This is a genomic window from Ruegeria sp. BC3, from assembly GCF_056539265.1.
Window position 1 is genome coordinate 261,816 of the sequence record NZ_JBQFUP010000002.1, and the last position, 16,995, is coordinate 278,810.

Consider the following 16,995-nt stretch of genomic DNA (forward strand, 5'->3'; position numbering starts at 1 on the left):
GAATGGGTTTGCGTAGCTTCTTTGATCGGATCGAGCCGAACTTTACCAAGGGCGGCAAGTACGAGAAGTACTTCCCCATCTACGAGATGGTGGAAAGCTTCATCTACACTCCGAAAACCGTAACAACCGCTGCACCTCATGCGCGGTCCTACGTGGATATGAAGCGGATCATGACATATGTCGTGATCGCGACGATCCCCTGTATCCTGTGGGGGATGTACAACACTGGCTATCAGGCCAACTCGGCGATTGCTGCGCTTGGCCCGGATTCGGCCACCGGCTGGCGGATTGCCATCCTGCAGATGTTCGGTATCTCACTGAACCCTGACAGCATCTTTGCCTGCTTCATGCATGGCCTGATGTACTTCCTGCCGATCTACATCACGACGCTGGTCGCGGGTGGTATTTTCGAGGTCATCTTTGCAACCGTACGCGGCCATGAGGTCAACGAAGGTTTCCTTGTTACCTCAATGCTATACACGTTGATCATGCCCGCGTCTGCTCCTCTGTGGCAGGTCGCGCTGGGGATCATCTTCGGTGTGGTCATCGGTAAAGAAGTCTTTGGCGGTACTGGCAAAAACTTCCTGAACCCAGCGCTTGTGGGCCGTGCGTTCCTATACTTCGCATACCCTGCGAATATGTCGGGCGACACCGTTTGGACCCCGGTTGACGGGTTCTCGGGCGCGACGGCTTTGTCTGTGTCGGCCTCGGAAGGCTTTCAGGCGCTGGCGACCGAAGGGCTGACCTGGTGGAACGCGTTCCTGGGTCAGATGCAGGGGAGTTTTGGCGAAACGTCGACGCTGGCCTGTCTGATCGGTCTGGCATTCCTACTGACAACGCGGATCGCAAACTACCGTCTGATCGTCGGCTGTCTGGCGGGTACTATCGGTCTGACGCTGCTGTTCAACCTGATTGGATCGGACACCAACCCGATGTTCGCGATGCCTTGGTATTGGCACATCGTGGTCGGCGGTTATGCCTTCGGTCTCGCCTTCATGGTGACCGAACCCGTCTCGGCCAGCCATACCAACATGGGGCGTTACTTCTACGGCGCGCTGATCGGTATCATGGTTGTGCTGATCCGTGTGGTGAACCCCGCTTTCCCCGAAGGCATGATGCTGGCAATCCTGTTCGGTAACGTCTTTGCACCACTGATCGACTACTTTGTCGTTCAGGCAAACATCAAACGGAGGGCGCGTCGCCATGTCTGATACGCAATCCCCAGAACCCAAAGGTGCGATTGCCAAGTTTCTGGCGGCCTCGCCGGACTCAGTTGGCAAGACGATCTTTATCGCAGTTGCTGTGTGCCTTGTGGCTTCGATGGTCGTGTCTGCCGCCGCTGTAAGCCTGCGCCCTGTGCAGGAAGCCAACGCGCTGAAGGACAAGCAGATCAACGTTCTGCAGGTTGCAGGCGTTTACGAACCGGGCGTCGATGTCTCTGAGGCATTTGCCAAGTTCGAGCCGCATGTACTTGAACTGTCGACTGGCGAGTTTGTGGACGACAAGTTCGATCCAGCCACCTTCGACGATCTGGCCGCCGCTAGTGACCCAGAGCTGAGCGTTGCGCTGACCGATGACCCTGCCGGGATCGGTCGCAAGGCTCTGTATCGCGTGATCTACCTGCTGCGTGACGATTCTGGCGAATTGGACAAAGTAATCCTGCCGCTGCACGGCTATGGTCTGTGGTCCACGCTGTATGGCTTCATCGCCCTGGAGAACAACGGGAACGACATCTTCGGTTTGCAATTCTATCAGCACGGCGAAACCCCTGGCCTGGGTGCTGAGGTGGACAACCCCCGCTGGAAGGCACTTTGGAACGGCAAGAAACTGCGCGATGATGCGGGCGATCTGCAGATCACCGTATCCAAGTCGCAACCTGCCGCTGGCCCCGACTTTTACGTGGACGCGCTGGCTGGTGCCACGCTGACCTCGGTAGGTGTCGATAACCTGGTGAAATTCTGGATGGGTGATGCGGGCTACGCTCCGTTCCTGGCCAAACTGCAAGCAGGAGAGATTTGATGTCCCAGACCAAGAAAGAGATGCTGGTCGACCCGCTTGTCGACAACAACCCGATCACTCTTCAGGTGCTGGGTATCTGTTCGGCGCTGGCGGTGACCTCGTCGCTGCAGGTGTCGATGGTGATGGCGCTGGCGGTGATCTTCGTGACGTCGTTCTCGTCCTTCTTCATCTCGTGCCTGCGCAACCAGATCCCGGGTTCGATCCGGATCATCGTGCAGATGGTGATCATCGCATCGCTGGTGATCCTGGTGGACCAGATCCTCAAGGCCTACGCTTTTGAGATTTCAAAAACGCTGTCGGTTTTCGTCGGTCTGATCATCACCAACTGTATCGTGATGGGCCGCGCCGAAGCGTTTGCGATGAAGAACCCTCCGGTCGCGTCTTTCATCGACGGCATGGGCAATGGAATGGGCTATGGCCTGATCCTGCTGCTGGTTGGTTTCATCCGCGAACTGTTCGGGAACGGGTCGCTGTTCGGCGTCACCATTCTGGAAACCGTCAACAATGGTGGCTGGTACGTGCCCAACGGCATGTTGCTGCTGCCGCCGTCTGCGTTCTTTATCATCGGTCTGATCATCTGGGCCTTCCGCACATGGAAGCCGAACCAGGTCGAAGAACGTGAATACAAAATTCAGCAGGTAGAGGCCCACTGATGGAAGGTCTGATTTCACTGGCCGTAAAGGCCATCTTTGTTGAAAACCTCGCGCTCAGCTTCTTCCTCGGCATGTGTACCTTCATCGCCGTATCCAAGAAGATTTCGACCGCGCTGGGGCTGGGTATTTCGGTCATGGTCGTGCAGGCCATCACAGTGCCCACGAACAACCTGCTGCTCAACTACCTGTTGAAGCCGGGCGCATTAGCTTGGGCTGGTTTCCCCGATGTGGACCTGACCTTCCTGGGTCTGATTTCGTATATCGGCGTGATTGCGGCGATGGTTCAGATCCTTGAGATGGTTTTGGATAAGTACTTCCCGCCGCTCTACAACGCGCTGGGGATCTTCCTGCCGCTGATCACGGTGAACTGCGCTATCCTGGGTGGTTCGCTGTTCATGGTTGAGCGTGACTATAACTTCGCTGAGGCTGCCACCTATGGTCTGTCTTCTGGCTTTGGCTGGGCGCTGGCGATCACCGCGATGGCGGGCGTGCGTGAAAAGCTGAAATACTCGGACATTCCGGATGGTCTGCAGGGTCTTGGTATCACCTTCATCACCGCGGGACTGATGGCGATGGCCTTCATGTCCTTCTCGGGCGTGAAGCTGTAAGGAGGCGTCGATGGAAACGTTTAGCCTGGGCGTCGTCCTATTCACCCTGATCGTTATCGCTCTGGTCGCCATCATTATGGCGGCGCGTTCGAAACTGGTCTCGACCGGTGATGTGAACATCACCATCAATGGCGAGAAAACCATTTCTGTTCCAGCGGGCGGCAAGCTGCTGCAAACGCTGGCGGCCGAGAAGCTGTTCGTGCCTTCTGCGTGCGGTGGCGGTGGTACCTGTGCACAATGTCGTGTGCGTGTGCATTCGGGCGGCGGGTCGATCCTGCCGACCGAAGAAAGCCACATCACCAAGCGTGAAGCAGCCTGCGGCGACCGCCTGTCCTGTCAGGTCGCGGTCAAGCAGGACATGGACATCGAAGTCCCCGAAGAGGTATTCGGCGTCAAGAAATGGGAATGCACGGTGCGTTCGAACGAGAACGTTGCGACCTTCATCAAGGCGCTGACGTTGGATCTGCCGGAAGGCGAGGATGTGAACTTCCGCGCTGGCGGCTATATCCAGATCGAAGCGCCGGCCCACGCATTGAAGTACACGGACTTCGATGTCGAGGAAGAGTACCGCGAAGACTGGGACCGCTTTAACCTGTGGCAGTACGAGTCGGTTGTTGCCGAACCGATCGAGCGTGCCTATTCAATGGCAAATTACCCGGACGAAAAAGGCATGATCATGCTGAACGTCCGTGTTGCCTCACCGCCTCCGGGGTCGGAAGGTATCCCTCCGGGTCAGATGTCGTCCTATATCTTCAACCTGAAGCCGGGTGACAAGGTGACCATCTCGGGTCCGTTCGGCGAATTCTTTGCCCGCGAAACTGAGAAAGAGATGGTCTTTATCGGCGGTGGTGCTGGTATGGCGCCGATGCGTAGCCACATCTTCGACCAGCTTAAGCGTCTTGAGAACCGCAACCGTAAGATCAGCTTCTGGTACGGTGCGCGTTCGAAGAAAGAGATGTTCTTTGTCGAAGACTTCGACACGCTGGCCGAAGAATTTGAGAACTTCGAATGGCATGTGGCCCTGTCGGACGCGCAGCCCGAAGACGACTGGAAAGGCTATACCGGCTTCATCCACAATGTTCTGTTCGAAGAATACCTCAAGAACCACCCGGCACCTGAGGATTGTGAGTTCTACATGTGTGGCCCGCCGATCATGAACCAGTCGGTCATCAACATGCTGCTGGATCTGGGTGTGGACCGCGAAGACATCATGCTCGACGATTTCGGCGGGTAAGAGACAAAAAACCGGCGCTCAGAGCGCCGGTTTTTTTATAGACGTAGATCGCTGGCTTCGACCGGCAGAACGGATTTGACGTCGAATATGATGCAAGGGTCCTTTCCGTACGCACGAATATGTGCTGGATCAATCTGCAGAAACTCATGATGTGCAACCGCCAGGATCATCCCGTCATAGGTGTGCGACTGCGGAGCATCAATCAGCGAAATGCCGTATTCATCCTGTGCGGCCGCGGCATCTGCATGCGGATCGTGAACATCCACAGCAATTCCGTAGTCTTTCAGCTCGTCAATAATATCGACGACCCGAGTATTTCGCAGATCGGGGCAGTTTTCCTTGAAGGTCAGGCCCATGACCAGAACACGGGCAGATCCCACGTCAATTCCGGCACGGGTCATTCGCTTCACAAGTTGGGACACCACATAGCTGCCCATGCTGTCATTAAGCCGCCGACCGGCCAGGATGATCTGCGGATGATGCCCGACGGCCTCTGCTTTGTGGGTCAGATAATAAGGGTCAACGCCGATGCAGTGGCCCCCAACCAAACCCGGACGGAAGGGCAGAAAGTTCCACTTTGTCCCTGCCGCACGCAACACAGCGTCGGTATCGATGCCCAAACGCCCAAAGATCATCGCCAACTCGTTGACCAGCGCAATGTTCAGGTCGCGCTGTGTGTTTTCGATGACTTTGGCGGCTTCCGCAACGCGGATACTTTCGGCTTTGTGCGTGCCTGCGGAAATGATCCGCGCATAAAGCGCATCGACCAGATCGGCGACTTCGGGGGTCGACCCCGATGTCACCTTGCAGATGTCTGAAATCCGATGAGTCTTGTCGCCGGGGTTGACCCGCTCGGGGCTGTAGCCTGCAAAGAAATCCGTGTTGAACGTCAGGCCTGACACGCGTTCCAGAACCGGCACACAATCTTCCTCGGTTGCACCGGGATAGACGGTGCTCTCATAGATCACCAGATCGCCTTTTTTCAGAACGCTCCCAACGGTTTCGGAGGCGCGCAAAAGGGGGGCCAGATCTGGTTGTTTCCCCGCTGTAATAGGTGTTGGTACGGTCACAATAAAGGTGTCGCACTCTGCGAGGGTGGTGGGGTCAGTAGTAAAGGTCAGACCAGTCGCAGCCGCCAGTTCCTCGGGCTCCACCTCTTGGGTGCTGTCCTGTCCTGCGCGTAATGCTTCTATCCGAGCGGCATTGATGTCAAAACCGATGACCGGACCGATCTTGGCAAAAGCAACGGCCAGAGGCAGGCCGACATAACCCAATCCGATAACGGCTATTTTTCGTGAATTTGGATCTGTTTCGAACATGTGGAACCTCAGCCTACTTTCCGTGGTAGTCGCGGAACCATTCCACGAAACGGGCAATCCCATCTTTGAAATCGGTCTGAGGGCGGTACCCGGTCAGGCGCTGCAGCAGATCGTTGTTGGCCCAAGTCGCAGGAACATCCCCCATCTGCATCGGCATATAGTTTCGAATGGCTTTTTTGCCGACAGCGTCCTCGATCGCTTCAACGAAATCCATCAGTCGGACCTTGTCGCCATTGCCGATGTTTACCACGCGCCAAGGGGCCGCGGGCGAAAGACTATCGCCTTCCTCAATCTCGCCCGGGCTGTCGGGCCGCAAAGGAGGGGTGTCGATCAACAGCCTGATGCCACGGACCAGATCATCGACATAGGTAAAGTCGCGATACATGTCGCCGTGGTTGTAGATGTCGATCGGGCGTTCATCCAGAATGGCGTCAACGAATTTATACAACGCCAGATCAGGTCGGCCCCAGGTCCCATAGACCGTAAAAAAGCGGAACATCGTGGTCGGCAGGTTCCACAGATGGGCATAGGAATGCCCCATAGCCTCATTCGCTTTTTTGGTCGCAGCGTAAATGGTCAGCGGGGTGTCCGCCTTTTCGACTTCGGTAAAGGGCATCGCCTCATTCGCGCCGTAGACTGAGGACGTTGAGGCCATCAACAGGTGCTCGACCATATGCTCGCGCGCAACTTCCATCACGTTGAAGGTGCCGACAATGTTCGAGTCGATATAACTGCGCGGGTCTTCAAGGCTATAACGTACGCCCGCCTGACCAGCGAGGTGAACAATCACGTCCGGTTGGAACTCTTCCCCGATCTGCTTCAGTTTTTCGTGGTTTTCCAGAAGATCCTCGGTTGCTGAGAAGCCGGGGTTCTGAAGCAGCATTTGATGCCGGCGGCGCTTGAGGGCAACGTCATAGTAGTCCGTCATTCCGTCAAAGCCGTGCACCCGAAATCCTTCGGCCAGCAACAGTTTTGCCAGATGGAATCCGATGAAACCGGCTGTACCCGTGATCAGAACACGTTTCATTTTACCCTCGACCTATAACCGAACCAATTTGCGCATCAGGGATACTGTTGGTCCGCCAAGGTCAAGGGGTATTCTTTTGTTGGTCTCAGCCGACAATCATCTGTTTCATGCGCAGGGCTTCGTATTCCAGCTCTTTCAGTCGGAAATGAACGACGTCTCCGATTGTGATGACACCGCGCAGGTGACCGTCGCTCAGAACCGGCATATGGCGGAACCGTCCTTCGGTCATGGTTTTCAGGACATCGTTCAACAGATCCTCCGGTGCGCAGGTTTTGACCTCCCGGGTCATCAGATCCTCGACCGATTGCGGCAGGGTTTGGCCGGGCGTGTCCGCCATGCGTCGCACAATGTCGCGTTCCGACAGGATGCCCTGCAGCGTGCCGTTCTGGTCGGTTACGACCACCGCACCGATCCGCTTTTCCTTGAGTGTATTGACGACCGAATGGATCGTGTCATTTGGGCGCACCGCAAACACAGCATCCCCTTTACCCTCAAGCAGCTTCGAGACTGTCGTCTGTGTGTGCGACAGGTTGGATTCAACCGACTGACTTTGTGTGCTTTTATCGGCCTTGTCGCCACGGGTGGGGGGCTGATATGAGGTTGGGGCCATTGGCAATCTCCTCTTTTTTTGAGATGGCTTCCCTTACACCTTACCGCAGCAACGCAGTCTGTATAGGGTGCAAATTCCCAAACCGGCTAAAACTGCCGCAAATCAAGGATATCCGGCCTTTTGTCTGACCTGTACCTGACCCCGCCCATTGCCGCGCTGATTTTCTTTGCCGTGGTGGTTTGTGGGCATAACTTCAGAATGGCCTGGAAACAGCAGCCAGAGGGATGGCAGAAAAAAGCCTGGTTGTTTGGTATTCCGGCTGGCATCGGATTGCTGGCTTTGGGGTTCTTGCCTCTGAAACTGTGAAGTCGGTTTGACTCTGCAAGGGGCCGCTGGCATATGCCGGGCACGGTTTTCCTCAGGAGGTCTCTCGATGCGCCTTTTGCCTGTTTTGGCTGCTGCAACACTTTTGTCCGGGTGTCTTTTCGACGAAGAGCCCGAGGTTGTGCGCCTGTCCGGTGAGACCATGGGTACCACGTTCAACATCACCGCCATTGGCACGGATGTTGATGAAACTGCTCTGGGTACAGCTGTCGAGGAGACGTTGGCTGACGTAAACGCCAAAATGTCCAACTGGGACCCAAATTCTGAGGTTTCGACATTCTCGGCGTCTACCAGCACGGAACCGACCGAAGTATCTGACGAATTCGCATTGGTTATCGCGGCCGCGAACGATGTGCATGATAAATCCGGCGGCACTTTCGATGTCACCTTGGGCCCATTGATCGAGCTGTGGGGCTTTGGTCCGCGCAAGCCGGAAGACCCGGTGCCCTCGGATGCCGAAATACAGGCCGCTCTTGATAGCGTAGGTCAGGCGCGTTTGCTGACGCTGGATGCAGACAAAGGCACTTTGTCCAAGTCGGATGCGGGTGTCGGCATCAACCTGTCCGCCATTGCCAAAGGCTATGGCATCGACGCCGTGGCCGCGACGCTGCGCGAGGCGGGTATCGAGAATTACATGGTCGAGATTGGCGGCGATCTGGTCACCATGGGCCAGAACGACAAGGGCGAGGCCTGGCGGATCGGCATCGAAAAACCCGAGGCTGGATCACAGAACCTGCAACTAATTGTTCAGCTCGACAATCTGGGCATGGCCACCTCGGGCGACTACAAGAATTTCTTTGAACAGGATGGCGTGCGCTATTCACATATCATTGATCCAACAACCGGTCGTCCCATCACGCACCGCACGACTTCGGTGACGGTGCTGGCCGAAAACGCAATGATGGCCGATGCCTGGGCAACCGCGATGCTGGCGTTGGGTCAGGAAAAAGGCATGGAACTGGCGGAAGAGCATAAACTTGCCGTGTATTTCATCTCGCGGGATGTGACAGGCGGCGACGATGCCTATATCACTGTTCATAGCACTGCGTTCAAAGACGCCTTGGGCACCAACTGACGGATAGGACCGGAATGAGCACCTTTATCATCGCCTTCTTTCTGCTGCTTATCATCGTGGTGGGCATGTCTTTGGGCGTCATGCTGATGGGGAAAACCATCAAGGGCAGCTGTGGTGGTCTGAACGCGATCTCGGGCGCGGACAAATGTGTGGTCTGCCAGAAAGACGTCGACCCGAACTCGCCCCTGCGCGATCAGCTTCAGTGCAAACGCGCCAAAAAGATGTTGGAACAGATGGAGCGTCAGGCCTAAGCGCAGATTGCGCTTCGTTATTTCTGCGAAACTGTCTAAACACTCCTCCGAGGCATATTGGGGGAGGGCGCGGGTTTGGCCAAAGCCAAAAACATCCTGTTCATCATGTTCGACCAGCTACGCTGGGATTACCTGAGTTGTTACGGGCACCCACATCTGCACACCCCTAACATCGACCGACTGGCGGCTAAGGGCGTTCGGTTTGACCGGGCCTACATCCAATCTCCGATTTGCGGTAGTTCGCGAATGTCGACCTATACCGGCCGATACGTTCATTCGCATGGTGCGTCGTGGAACGGTATCCCGCTGAAGGTTGGTGAGATCACGATGGGCGACCATCTGCGAAAGGCCGGTATGGATTGCTGGCTGGTCGGCAAAACGCATATGCGGGCGGATGCAGAAGGGATGGCGCGGCTGGGTTTGGAGCCTGACAGTTTGATTGGCGCGCGGGTGGCGGAATGCGGCTTCGACGTTTTCGAGCGTGATGATGGCATGCTGCCCGAAGGGCCCGATGGATACTACGACCCGGATGGTGCGAAGGAATACAACAAGTACCTGACCGCTAAAGGCTATGAGAGTGACAATCCTTGGCACGACTTTGCCAATTCTGGTCTGGATGCGGATGGCAATGTCCTTTCCGGCTGGTTCCTTAGGAATTCTGCTGAGCCTGCGAACATCGCCGAAGAGGACAGCGAAACTCCCTATCTGACTGGACGGGGAATGGATTTCATGGAGACCTATCACGGGCCTTGGTGCTGCCATCTGAGCTTTATCAAGCCGCATTGGCCCTACATCGTGCCGGAACCCTATGCCTCGATGTATGGTCCGCAGCATGTCGCGCCGGTCATCCGGTCCGAAGCCGAGCGGCAGAATGCCCATCCCGTGCTCAAGGCGTTCATGGACACCAAAGTGGGGCAGGCATTCTCGCGGCAGGATGTGCGCGACGCAGTAATCCCGGCCTATATGGGGCTGATCAAACAGGCCGACGATCAGATGGGTCGCCTGTTTGACTGGATGGAAAAAACGGGTCGGATGGAAGACACGATGATCGTCCTGACCTCGGATCACGGAGATTTTCTGGGGGATCACTGGATGGGCGAGAAGACCTTCTTTCATAATGCTTCGACCAAAGTTCCGTTGATCATCTACGATCCGTCCCCGCAGGCGGACGCGACCCGTGGCACTGTCAGCGATGCGCTCGTTGAGTCCATCGATCTGGCACCCACATTCTTGGACGTGGCGGGTGGCGAGGTAGCAGGCCATATCCTGGAGGGGCATTCCCTGCTTCCGATCCTGCATGGGAACCAGACAGAAACGCCGCGCGATGTGGTCGTTTGCGAATACGACTATTCGGCCTCGCCTATTGCGGACATGCTGAACGCCTCGGTCCGGGATGCGGTCATGTTCATGGTGGCCGACAAAAAGTGGAAACTGATTCATTGCGAGGGCGGCCACCGGCCGATCCTGTTTGACCTTGTAAACGACCCGAACGAGTTGAACGATCTGGGCGACAGCGCGGATCATGCGGATGTGATCGCCGACATGTATGACCATCTTTTTGCCTGGACACGTCGTCAATCGCAACGCACCACCCGGTCTGAACAGCAACTGATCGAGATGCGGACCAAAAGCCGGGGCAGGGGCGTTGTGGTCGGGGTTTATGACGAAAACGATGCGCCCTTGGACCTGACGGTCAAGTATCGCGGACGAAAAGCGCGCCCCTATCAGGATTACACGAAAAATGGCTAGGGCGAGCGGGCATTAATTCTGGCCATCCGCGCTCAGAATACGGTTCAATTGCCCAAGGTCAGAGGATACAAGACCGAACAAGAGCAGAAACCCGGAGAGCCGCAATGACCGCCCCCAAACCCGTCGTCCTGTGTATTCTTGATGGTTGGGGCTTGTCCGATGACACGCAAGCCAACGCGCCTTTTCTTGCGAATACGCCGACCTTTGATGGGATCATGGCCAACGGGCCGCACGCGACTCTGATCACGCATGGCCCGGATGTGGGCTTGCCAAGTGGCCAAATGGGCAATTCCGAGGTTGGCCATACCAATATCGGAGCGGGTCGGGTTGTTGCTATGGATCTTGGGCAGATTGATCTGGCAATCGAGGATGGCAGTTTCTTTGACACCGCCGCGTTGCAGGCCTTTATCGCCAAAGTGAAAGCGTCAGGTGGGACAGCTCACCTTATGGGGCTGGTATCGGACGGTGGCGTGCACGGTCATCTCAACCACATCGTCGCTGCGGCCAAGGCCATCACGGATGCGGGTGTTCCGGTTGCGCTGCACGCCATCACAGACGGGCGGGACGTAGCCCCTAAATCAGCTTTTACCTATTTGGCCGAGCTTGAGGACCGCCTGCCTGAAGGCGCGCGGATCGTCACGGTCAGTGGTCGGTACTTTGCCATGGACCGCGACAATCGATGGGAGCGGGTCAGCGAAGCCTATAATGCGATGCTAAAGGGGCAGGGACGTACGGCCGCGACGGCGCATGGGGCCGTGGATCACGCCTATAATCAGTCGGAAACGGATGAATTTATCGTTCCCACGGTTTTGACCGATTATGATGGTGTTAAAGACGGCGACGGCTTTTTCTGCCTGAATTTCCGTGCCGACCGCGCTCGCGAAATCCTGCGCGCCATCGGTGAGCCTGGTTTTGCGGATTTCGACACCGGCCCGCGTCCGCAGCTGTCGGCTTTACTGGGCATGGTCGAGTATTCGGACGGCCACAACGTCTATATGACGACCGTGTTCCCCAAGCGGGATATCGTGAACACTTTGGGTGAGTGGGTTGCCAAAAAAGGACTGCGCCAGTTCCGTTTAGCCGAGACCGAGAAATACCCCCACGTGACTTTTTTCCTCAATGGAGGCAAAGAAACCGCCGAGGAGGGCGAAGACCGCTTCATGCCGAAATCTCCCAAGGTTGCGACCTATGATCTGCAGCCCGAGATGTCTTCGGCCGAGGTGACGGCCAAGTTTGTCGAAGCGATCGAGGCGGGGTATGACCTGATCGTCACGAACTACGCCAACCCGGACATGGTTGGGCACACTGGTGATCTGCAGGCCGCGATTAAAGCTTGCGAGGCGGTGGACCAGGGCTTGTCCCAGGTTGTCGCCGCGCTGAACAAGGCCGGCGGTGCGATGATCGTGACAGCCGACCATGGAAATTGCGAGATGATGGTTGATCCAGAAACCGGCGGACCACACACAGCACACACGCTGAACCCGGTACCCGTGGCATTGGTTGGTGGACCTGAAGGGGCAACGTTGCGCAATGGTCGCTTGTCCGATCTGGCACCAACCCTGCTGGAGTTGATGGGCCTTGAGCAACCGCCCGAGATGACGGGGCAGAGCCTTCTGTCATGAAGCTCCGCGCGCTCATTCTTGCATTGTGCATTGCGTCGCCCGTCGGCGCGCAGAATGATCCGTCTACGGCGGCATTGAACGCCGCACGAATGCTGGAGCAGGCGTCAATCAACTTGACCGAAGCAGACGGAGCGAGAGACCGCGTGCGCGCCCTGACCGAAACGATCCAGGCCTATGAGGCGGGGCTTTCGGCAATGCGTGACGGGTTACGCATGGCGGCGACGCGAGAGGCTCAGCTAACAGCAGAGCTGCGGGCGCGCGAAAAAGACGTGGCACAACTGCTTGGTGTATTGCAAACGATCGAAACCACAGCCCCGCCGGTTTTGATGCTTCATCCATCCGGCCCGCTTGGGTCCGCGCGGGCAGGCATGATGCTGTCAGAAGTTACCCCCGGGCTGAATGCGCGCGCGCTGGCGCTGGCGCGGGATCTGCAAGAGGTTCAAACCCTTCGGAAGTTACAGCAAAGTGCCGCCGAAACACTGGTCGAAGGGCTGACCGGTGTGCAGGATGCACGAACCAAACTCAGCGAGGCCATTGCTGACCGCACTGATCTGCCCCGCCGGTTCGTAGAGGACCCGGTGCGCACGGCCATTCTGATTTCATCGACCGAGACATTGGATGGGTTCGCCAGCGGTCTGTCCGAAATCTCGGAAGGTGAAATCGCGGCTACGGATGCTGATGTGTCGGATCGGAAAGGGCAGATTGCCCTGCCGACTCAGGGGGTGATGCTGCACCGTGCGAATGAGACGGATGCCGCAGGTGTGACCCGCCCCGGCGTGGTATTGGCTACCCGCCCGCGGGCAATTGTTACAACCCCGATTGCCGCAACAATTCGCTATCGTGGCCCGTTGCTCGAGCTTGGGAACGTGATGATCCTTGAGCCGCAACCGGGCTTGTTGTTTGTGTTTGCGGGTCTCCAAGACGTCTATGGCAACACGGGCGAGGTGATCCCAGAGGGTACTCCGGTCGGGTTGATGCCCGGTGAAACGCCCGAAATCGGCGCTATTTTGTCAACAAGCGGTGATGGCACTGGAACTGACCGGTCAGAAACGCTCTATATAGAGGTAAGAGAGAATAACAGCCCCGTGGACCCGGAATCGTGGTTTCGGACCGACAAGGATGGATAAACGAGTATGAAGAAATTTCTGATGGCCGGTCTGGCCGGAACCGTGGCAGGTGTAATCGCAACCACACAAATCGCCGGTCCTCTGCTGGCTCAAGAGGCCGACAGCAAGGCTACTGTCTACGAACAATTGGATCTGTTTGGCGATATCTTTGAACGTATCCGCGCCCAATATGTCGAAGAGGTCGAGCCCAAAGAGCTGATCGAAGCGGCTATTGACGGCATGCTTACCTCGCTTGATCCGCACTCCAGCTATCTGTCGCCGGACGACGCTGAACAGATGCGCGTTCAGACCCGTGGCGAGTTCGGTGGGCTGGGTATCGAAGTCACGCAAGAGGAAGGCTTTGTAAAAGTCGTCTCTCCTATCGATGGCACACCGGCAGATGAAGCCGGGATCGAAGCGGGTGACTTCATCACACATGTCGATGGCGAGAGCATTCTGGGCCTGACTCTGGACAAGGCGGTGGATTTGATGCGCGGTCCCGTGGGTTCGGAGATCGTGATCACTGTGGTCCGTGAAGGTGAGCAAGAGCCGTTCGATGTCACCATCATTCGTGATACCATCAAACTGACTGCCGTACGGGCCCGAACCGAGGGCACAAGTGTTGTTCTGCGCGTCACCACCTTCAACGATCAGACGTTCCCCAATCTGCAAGAGGGTTTGAACGAACAGATCGAAGAGGCCGGCGGCATTGATAAGGTTAACGGCGTGGTCCTCGACCTTCGGAATAACCCCGGCGGGTTGCTGACGCAGGCCATCAAAGTCTCGGACGCGTTCCTGAACGAAGGTGAGATCGTCTCGACCCGTGGTCGCGACGCAAACGACGGTGAGCGCTTTAACGCGACACCGGGTGACTTGGCCGAAGGCAAGCCGATCGTCGTGCTGATAAACGGTGGTTCGGCCTCGGCCTCGGAAATCGTCGCAGGCGCGCTGCAGGATCACCGCCGTGCGATCGTGGTTGGTACCAAGAGCTTTGGTAAGGGATCGGTGCAGACGGTTATGCCGCTGCGCGGAGACGGCGCAATGCGCCTGACAACCTCGCGGTACTACACACCGTCGGGCCGTTCAATCCAGGCGCTGGGTGTGAGCCCTGACATCATCGTGGAACAACCTCGTCCGGCGCCAGAGACCGACGAGGATGAAGCTGACGCCCGTACCCGGTCCGAGGCCGACCTGCGCGGCAGCCTGAACAACGACAGCCTGAGCGAGGACGAAATCCGTCAGATCGAGGAAGATCGTGCCAAAGCCGAAGCCACGGCCGAGCTGCGGGAAGAGGATTATCAATTGGCCTACGCCATCGATATCTTAAAAGGCCTGTCGGCGTTCAATCCCACCGGTGGACCATCCCAGTAAACCTAACAAGGGCCGCCGATTTCGGCGGCCCTTTTCGCATGAAAGGTTTTAGCTCTCGACCTTGTGCAGTTTTTCTTCATCAAGCATCAAAGCCAGTAGTACGCCCATCGATACCGAAATGGCGGCGAAGACAAACGCCATGTTCATCCCGGTGTCGAAAGCAGAGGCGATGGCTGATTTGACTTTTTCAGCATGGTCCGAGCTGAGTTTTTCCATGACAGCGCGCGCTGTATCGGTTGTCAGCGTTCCGCCGTTGATGGCCCTTTGATCGGCTGCGGACAGGTCGATCCCGTCTGCCGTCAGTTGTTTGCCCAGATTGGCCAGGCTGGTGGCGTACATGATTGCGGTCGCACAGGCGACGGAAATCGCGCCATAGACCAGATGTGTCATAAAGCTCAGCCCGCCAACCAGCCCCGCTCGTTCTGGTTTGACAGCACATACGGCGGCGGTGCCGGATGGTCCGACGGTCAGCGTCGCACCCAGCCCGATCATCGCCATTCCCGGCAGGATCTGGAAGTATCCTAAGCCCGCAGGCAGGACTACGACGCTCAGCGCGCCAGCCGTTGCGATCACGTAACCCCAGAACAACAACCGCTTTGGGCCGAAGTCATTGTACAGCGTACCAGAGACAATCGACCCAACCGCGAGCAGAACCGTCAACGGAGCCAGGCCGACCGCCGACGCGAATACCGACCAGCCCAGAACTTTCTGCATGTACTGTGGAAAATAAAGCAGCCCAACGAAGGCGGCCGAGACGTTGAACATATTCAAGCCAAGTGTAATGCGAAACTCGCGGTTCTGCATCATTTGCGGCAACAGCAAAGGCTCTTCTACACGTTTTTCGACTTTGGGGAACAATAGGAACAGAACCGCACTGATGAAAAACAGCATCAACAGTGGCACCGAGCTCCAGCCCCAATCCGCGCCAACGTCCAACCCGTAAAGCAGCAGTAGAACGGCGAATGACAGAATGCCCATTCCGGCAAAATCGATATGTTCGCCCTGCTTGTGCTGCGTTTCACGCTCCATCAGGATCAGGGCGGTGACCATCGAAATGGTCGAAAACACAACATTGGCCAGAAAGAACAGCCGCCAGTCACCGAAGTTCACGGCGGCTCCACTGATCAGAGGGCCGAAGACATTGCCGCTGGTCACGCCTGCAAGGATCATCCCCATGATCATCGCGCGGTGTTCCGGGCGCGAGACTTTTGTAGCCCCAAAGGCCAAGGTGCAGGGCCAGACACAGCCCGCGCCGATCCCCTGAAGCGCACGCGAAAAGATCAGGAAATCAAGGCTTGTTGAGACAAAACACATGATGGACGAAAACAGAAAGATCGTCAGCCCGAAGATCATCATCTTGCGATGTCCGAACATATCCCCCATGCGCCCACCAGCGACCATGGTCATGGCAAAGAACAGCGCATAGATGTTCAGAACCCATTGAGTGCTGGTGATATCGGCGTCAAAGCTGTTTTCAATGGCCGGAACCAAAATGAGCGCACCGGTAAAGTCGATACCGATGCCAAACCCCGTGACCATCAGGGCAATGACCTTGACGATACTGCTGCGGTCCATGGACGTACCCGGATTGCTGCGGATACGATAATGATGCACGGAATTTGATTTAAAGATAGGGGCTTGCCTCAGCAAGGCCCGCCCAGCGTCAGTCCGAAGACGCCTGTGACCGTCGGAATGAGCGCTTTAGCATGTCCAGTTCCGCCCTCAGCAATGCAACCTCAGCCCGAAGATCCTCGGCCGCCGGTGCCCCAGCAATGATCGTAAATTCCCCGAGCTTCTCTGTGGACTGCGAGTCTCTGATCACAAAGCAATGCACCCCGTCTGAAATCGCAGTGGGTGGCACCTGTACGCTCAGTTCCCATCCGTTTTCGGCCTCAGCTATCCGTACATCCTCCAATACTTGCCCCAGGTAATGGACGTCGATCTGAGGCTCTGTTTCGGCCCGCACATAGGCGCGCCAGATACCGTTTTTGAACAGGGTTGGGGTCAGGGTCGGATGTGTCATGCCA

At 56.8% G+C, this 16,995-nt stretch carries 17 protein-coding genes; 12 read left to right on the forward strand and 5 right to left on the reverse strand.

The genetic code is table 11. The features are described from left to right. The first annotated feature begins 2 nt into the window (after positions 1 to 2). Genes ACR0MV_RS06625 through nqrF form a run of 5 tightly spaced genes read left to right on the forward strand, consistent with a single transcriptional unit; the run spans position 3 to position 4,514 of the window. Positions 3 to 1,211 (forward strand): NADH:ubiquinone reductase (Na(+)-transporting) subunit B, encoded by a 1,209-nt coding sequence (locus tag ACR0MV_RS06625; RefSeq protein ID WP_475206675.1) that lies wholly within the window; start codon positions 3 to 5, stop codon positions 1,209 to 1,211. Next, positions 1,204 to 2,019, forward strand: a complete 816-nt coding sequence (locus ACR0MV_RS06630) for a Na(+)-translocating NADH-quinone reductase subunit C (protein ID WP_480701495.1) — start codon at positions 1,204 to 1,206, stop codon at positions 2,017 to 2,019. Before ACR0MV_RS06625 ends, ACR0MV_RS06630 begins: the two co-directional genes overlap by 8 nt. Further along, positions 2,019 to 2,672 (forward strand): NADH:ubiquinone reductase (Na(+)-transporting) subunit D, encoded by a 654-nt coding sequence (locus tag ACR0MV_RS06635; protein ID WP_170415660.1) that lies wholly within the window; start codon positions 2,019 to 2,021, stop codon positions 2,670 to 2,672. Before ACR0MV_RS06630 ends, ACR0MV_RS06635 begins: the two co-directional genes overlap by 1 nt. Beyond that, positions 2,672 to 3,280, forward strand: a complete 609-nt coding sequence (gene nqrE / locus ACR0MV_RS06640) for an NADH:ubiquinone reductase (Na(+)-transporting) subunit E (RefSeq protein ID WP_170423419.1) — start codon at positions 2,672 to 2,674, stop codon at positions 3,278 to 3,280. The genes ACR0MV_RS06635 and nqrE overlap by 1 nt, the downstream gene beginning before the upstream one ends. 10 nt (positions 3,281 to 3,290) lie before the next feature. Beyond that, the gene (gene nqrF / locus ACR0MV_RS06645; RefSeq protein WP_170423421.1) at positions 3,291 to 4,514 is read left to right on the forward strand and encodes an NADH:ubiquinone reductase (Na(+)-transporting) subunit F; all 1,224 of its coding nucleotides are present in this window, start codon (positions 3,291 to 3,293) and stop codon (positions 4,512 to 4,514) included. A 35-nt stretch (positions 4,515 to 4,549) separates the two neighbouring features. On the opposite strand, the gene tviB is transcribed toward nqrF, so the two are convergent. The 3 genes from tviB to ACR0MV_RS06660 form a co-directional block, all read right to left on the reverse strand. Continuing rightward, positions 4,550 to 5,833, reverse strand: coding sequence for a Vi polysaccharide biosynthesis UDP-N-acetylglucosamine C-6 dehydrogenase TviB (gene tviB, locus ACR0MV_RS06650; RefSeq protein ID WP_480701496.1), 1,284 nt, complete (start codon positions 5,831 to 5,833; stop codon positions 4,550 to 4,552). 13 nt (positions 5,834 to 5,846) lie between these two features. Beyond that, a complete protein-coding gene (locus ACR0MV_RS06655) occupies positions 5,847 to 6,860 on the reverse strand; it encodes an SDR family NAD(P)-dependent oxidoreductase (RefSeq protein ID WP_480701497.1) in 1,014 nt (337 codons plus the stop codon). Positions 6,861 to 6,945: 85 nt separating this feature from the next. Continuing rightward, complete coding sequence (locus ACR0MV_RS06660; RefSeq protein ID WP_480701498.1) at positions 6,946 to 7,470, reverse strand: CBS domain-containing protein; 525 nt, start codon at positions 7,468 to 7,470, stop codon at positions 6,946 to 6,948. Between the two features lie 120 nt (positions 7,471 to 7,590). Here ACR0MV_RS06660 and ACR0MV_RS06665 point away from each other — a divergent pair, with 120 nt between their 5' ends. The 7 genes from ACR0MV_RS06665 (at position 7,591) to ACR0MV_RS06695 (ending at position 14,968) form a co-directional block, all read left to right on the forward strand. After that, a complete protein-coding gene (locus ACR0MV_RS06665; protein ID WP_480701499.1) occupies positions 7,591 to 7,776 on the forward strand; it encodes a hypothetical protein in 186 nt (61 codons plus the stop codon). Between the two features lie 67 nt (positions 7,777 to 7,843). Next, entirely contained in the window at positions 7,844 to 8,869 is a 1,026-nt protein-coding gene (locus ACR0MV_RS06670) for an FAD:protein FMN transferase (RefSeq protein ID WP_480701500.1), read from the forward strand. 14 nt (positions 8,870 to 8,883) lie between these two features. Further along, positions 8,884 to 9,120, forward strand: a complete 237-nt coding sequence (nqrM, locus tag ACR0MV_RS06675; protein ID WP_170423432.1) for a (Na+)-NQR maturation NqrM — start codon at positions 8,884 to 8,886, stop codon at positions 9,118 to 9,120. Between the two features lie 75 nt (positions 9,121 to 9,195). Continuing rightward, the gene (locus ACR0MV_RS06680) at positions 9,196 to 10,869 is read left to right on the forward strand and encodes a sulfatase-like hydrolase/transferase (RefSeq protein WP_480701501.1); all 1,674 of its coding nucleotides are present in this window, start codon (positions 9,196 to 9,198) and stop codon (positions 10,867 to 10,869) included. Positions 10,870 to 10,973: 104 nt separating this feature from the next. Then, on the forward strand, positions 10,974 to 12,491 hold the full coding sequence (gpmI, locus tag ACR0MV_RS06685) for a 2,3-bisphosphoglycerate-independent phosphoglycerate mutase (RefSeq protein WP_480701502.1): 1,518 nt from the start codon (positions 10,974 to 10,976) through the stop codon (positions 12,489 to 12,491). Further along, the gene (locus ACR0MV_RS06690; RefSeq protein WP_480701503.1) at positions 12,488 to 13,618 is read left to right on the forward strand and encodes a murein hydrolase activator EnvC family protein; all 1,131 of its coding nucleotides are present in this window, start codon (positions 12,488 to 12,490) and stop codon (positions 13,616 to 13,618) included. The genes gpmI and ACR0MV_RS06690 overlap by 4 nt, the downstream gene beginning before the upstream one ends. Before the next feature lie 6 nt (positions 13,619 to 13,624). Then, the gene (locus ACR0MV_RS06695) at positions 13,625 to 14,968 is read left to right on the forward strand and encodes a S41 family peptidase (protein WP_480701504.1); all 1,344 of its coding nucleotides are present in this window, start codon (positions 13,625 to 13,627) and stop codon (positions 14,966 to 14,968) included. 48 nt (positions 14,969 to 15,016) lie between these two features. On the opposite strand, the gene ACR0MV_RS06700 is transcribed toward ACR0MV_RS06695, so the two are convergent. Further along, complete coding sequence (locus ACR0MV_RS06700) at positions 15,017 to 16,543, reverse strand: MFS transporter (RefSeq protein WP_480701505.1); 1,527 nt, start codon at positions 16,541 to 16,543, stop codon at positions 15,017 to 15,019. Between the two features lie 88 nt (positions 16,544 to 16,631). Next, positions 16,632 to 16,991 carry a hypothetical protein gene (locus tag ACR0MV_RS06705; RefSeq protein WP_480701506.1) on the reverse strand — a complete coding sequence of 120 codons (360 nt, stop codon included), beginning with the start codon at positions 16,989 to 16,991 and terminating at the stop codon, positions 16,632 to 16,634. Between the last annotated feature and the right edge of the window lie 4 nt (positions 16,992 to 16,995).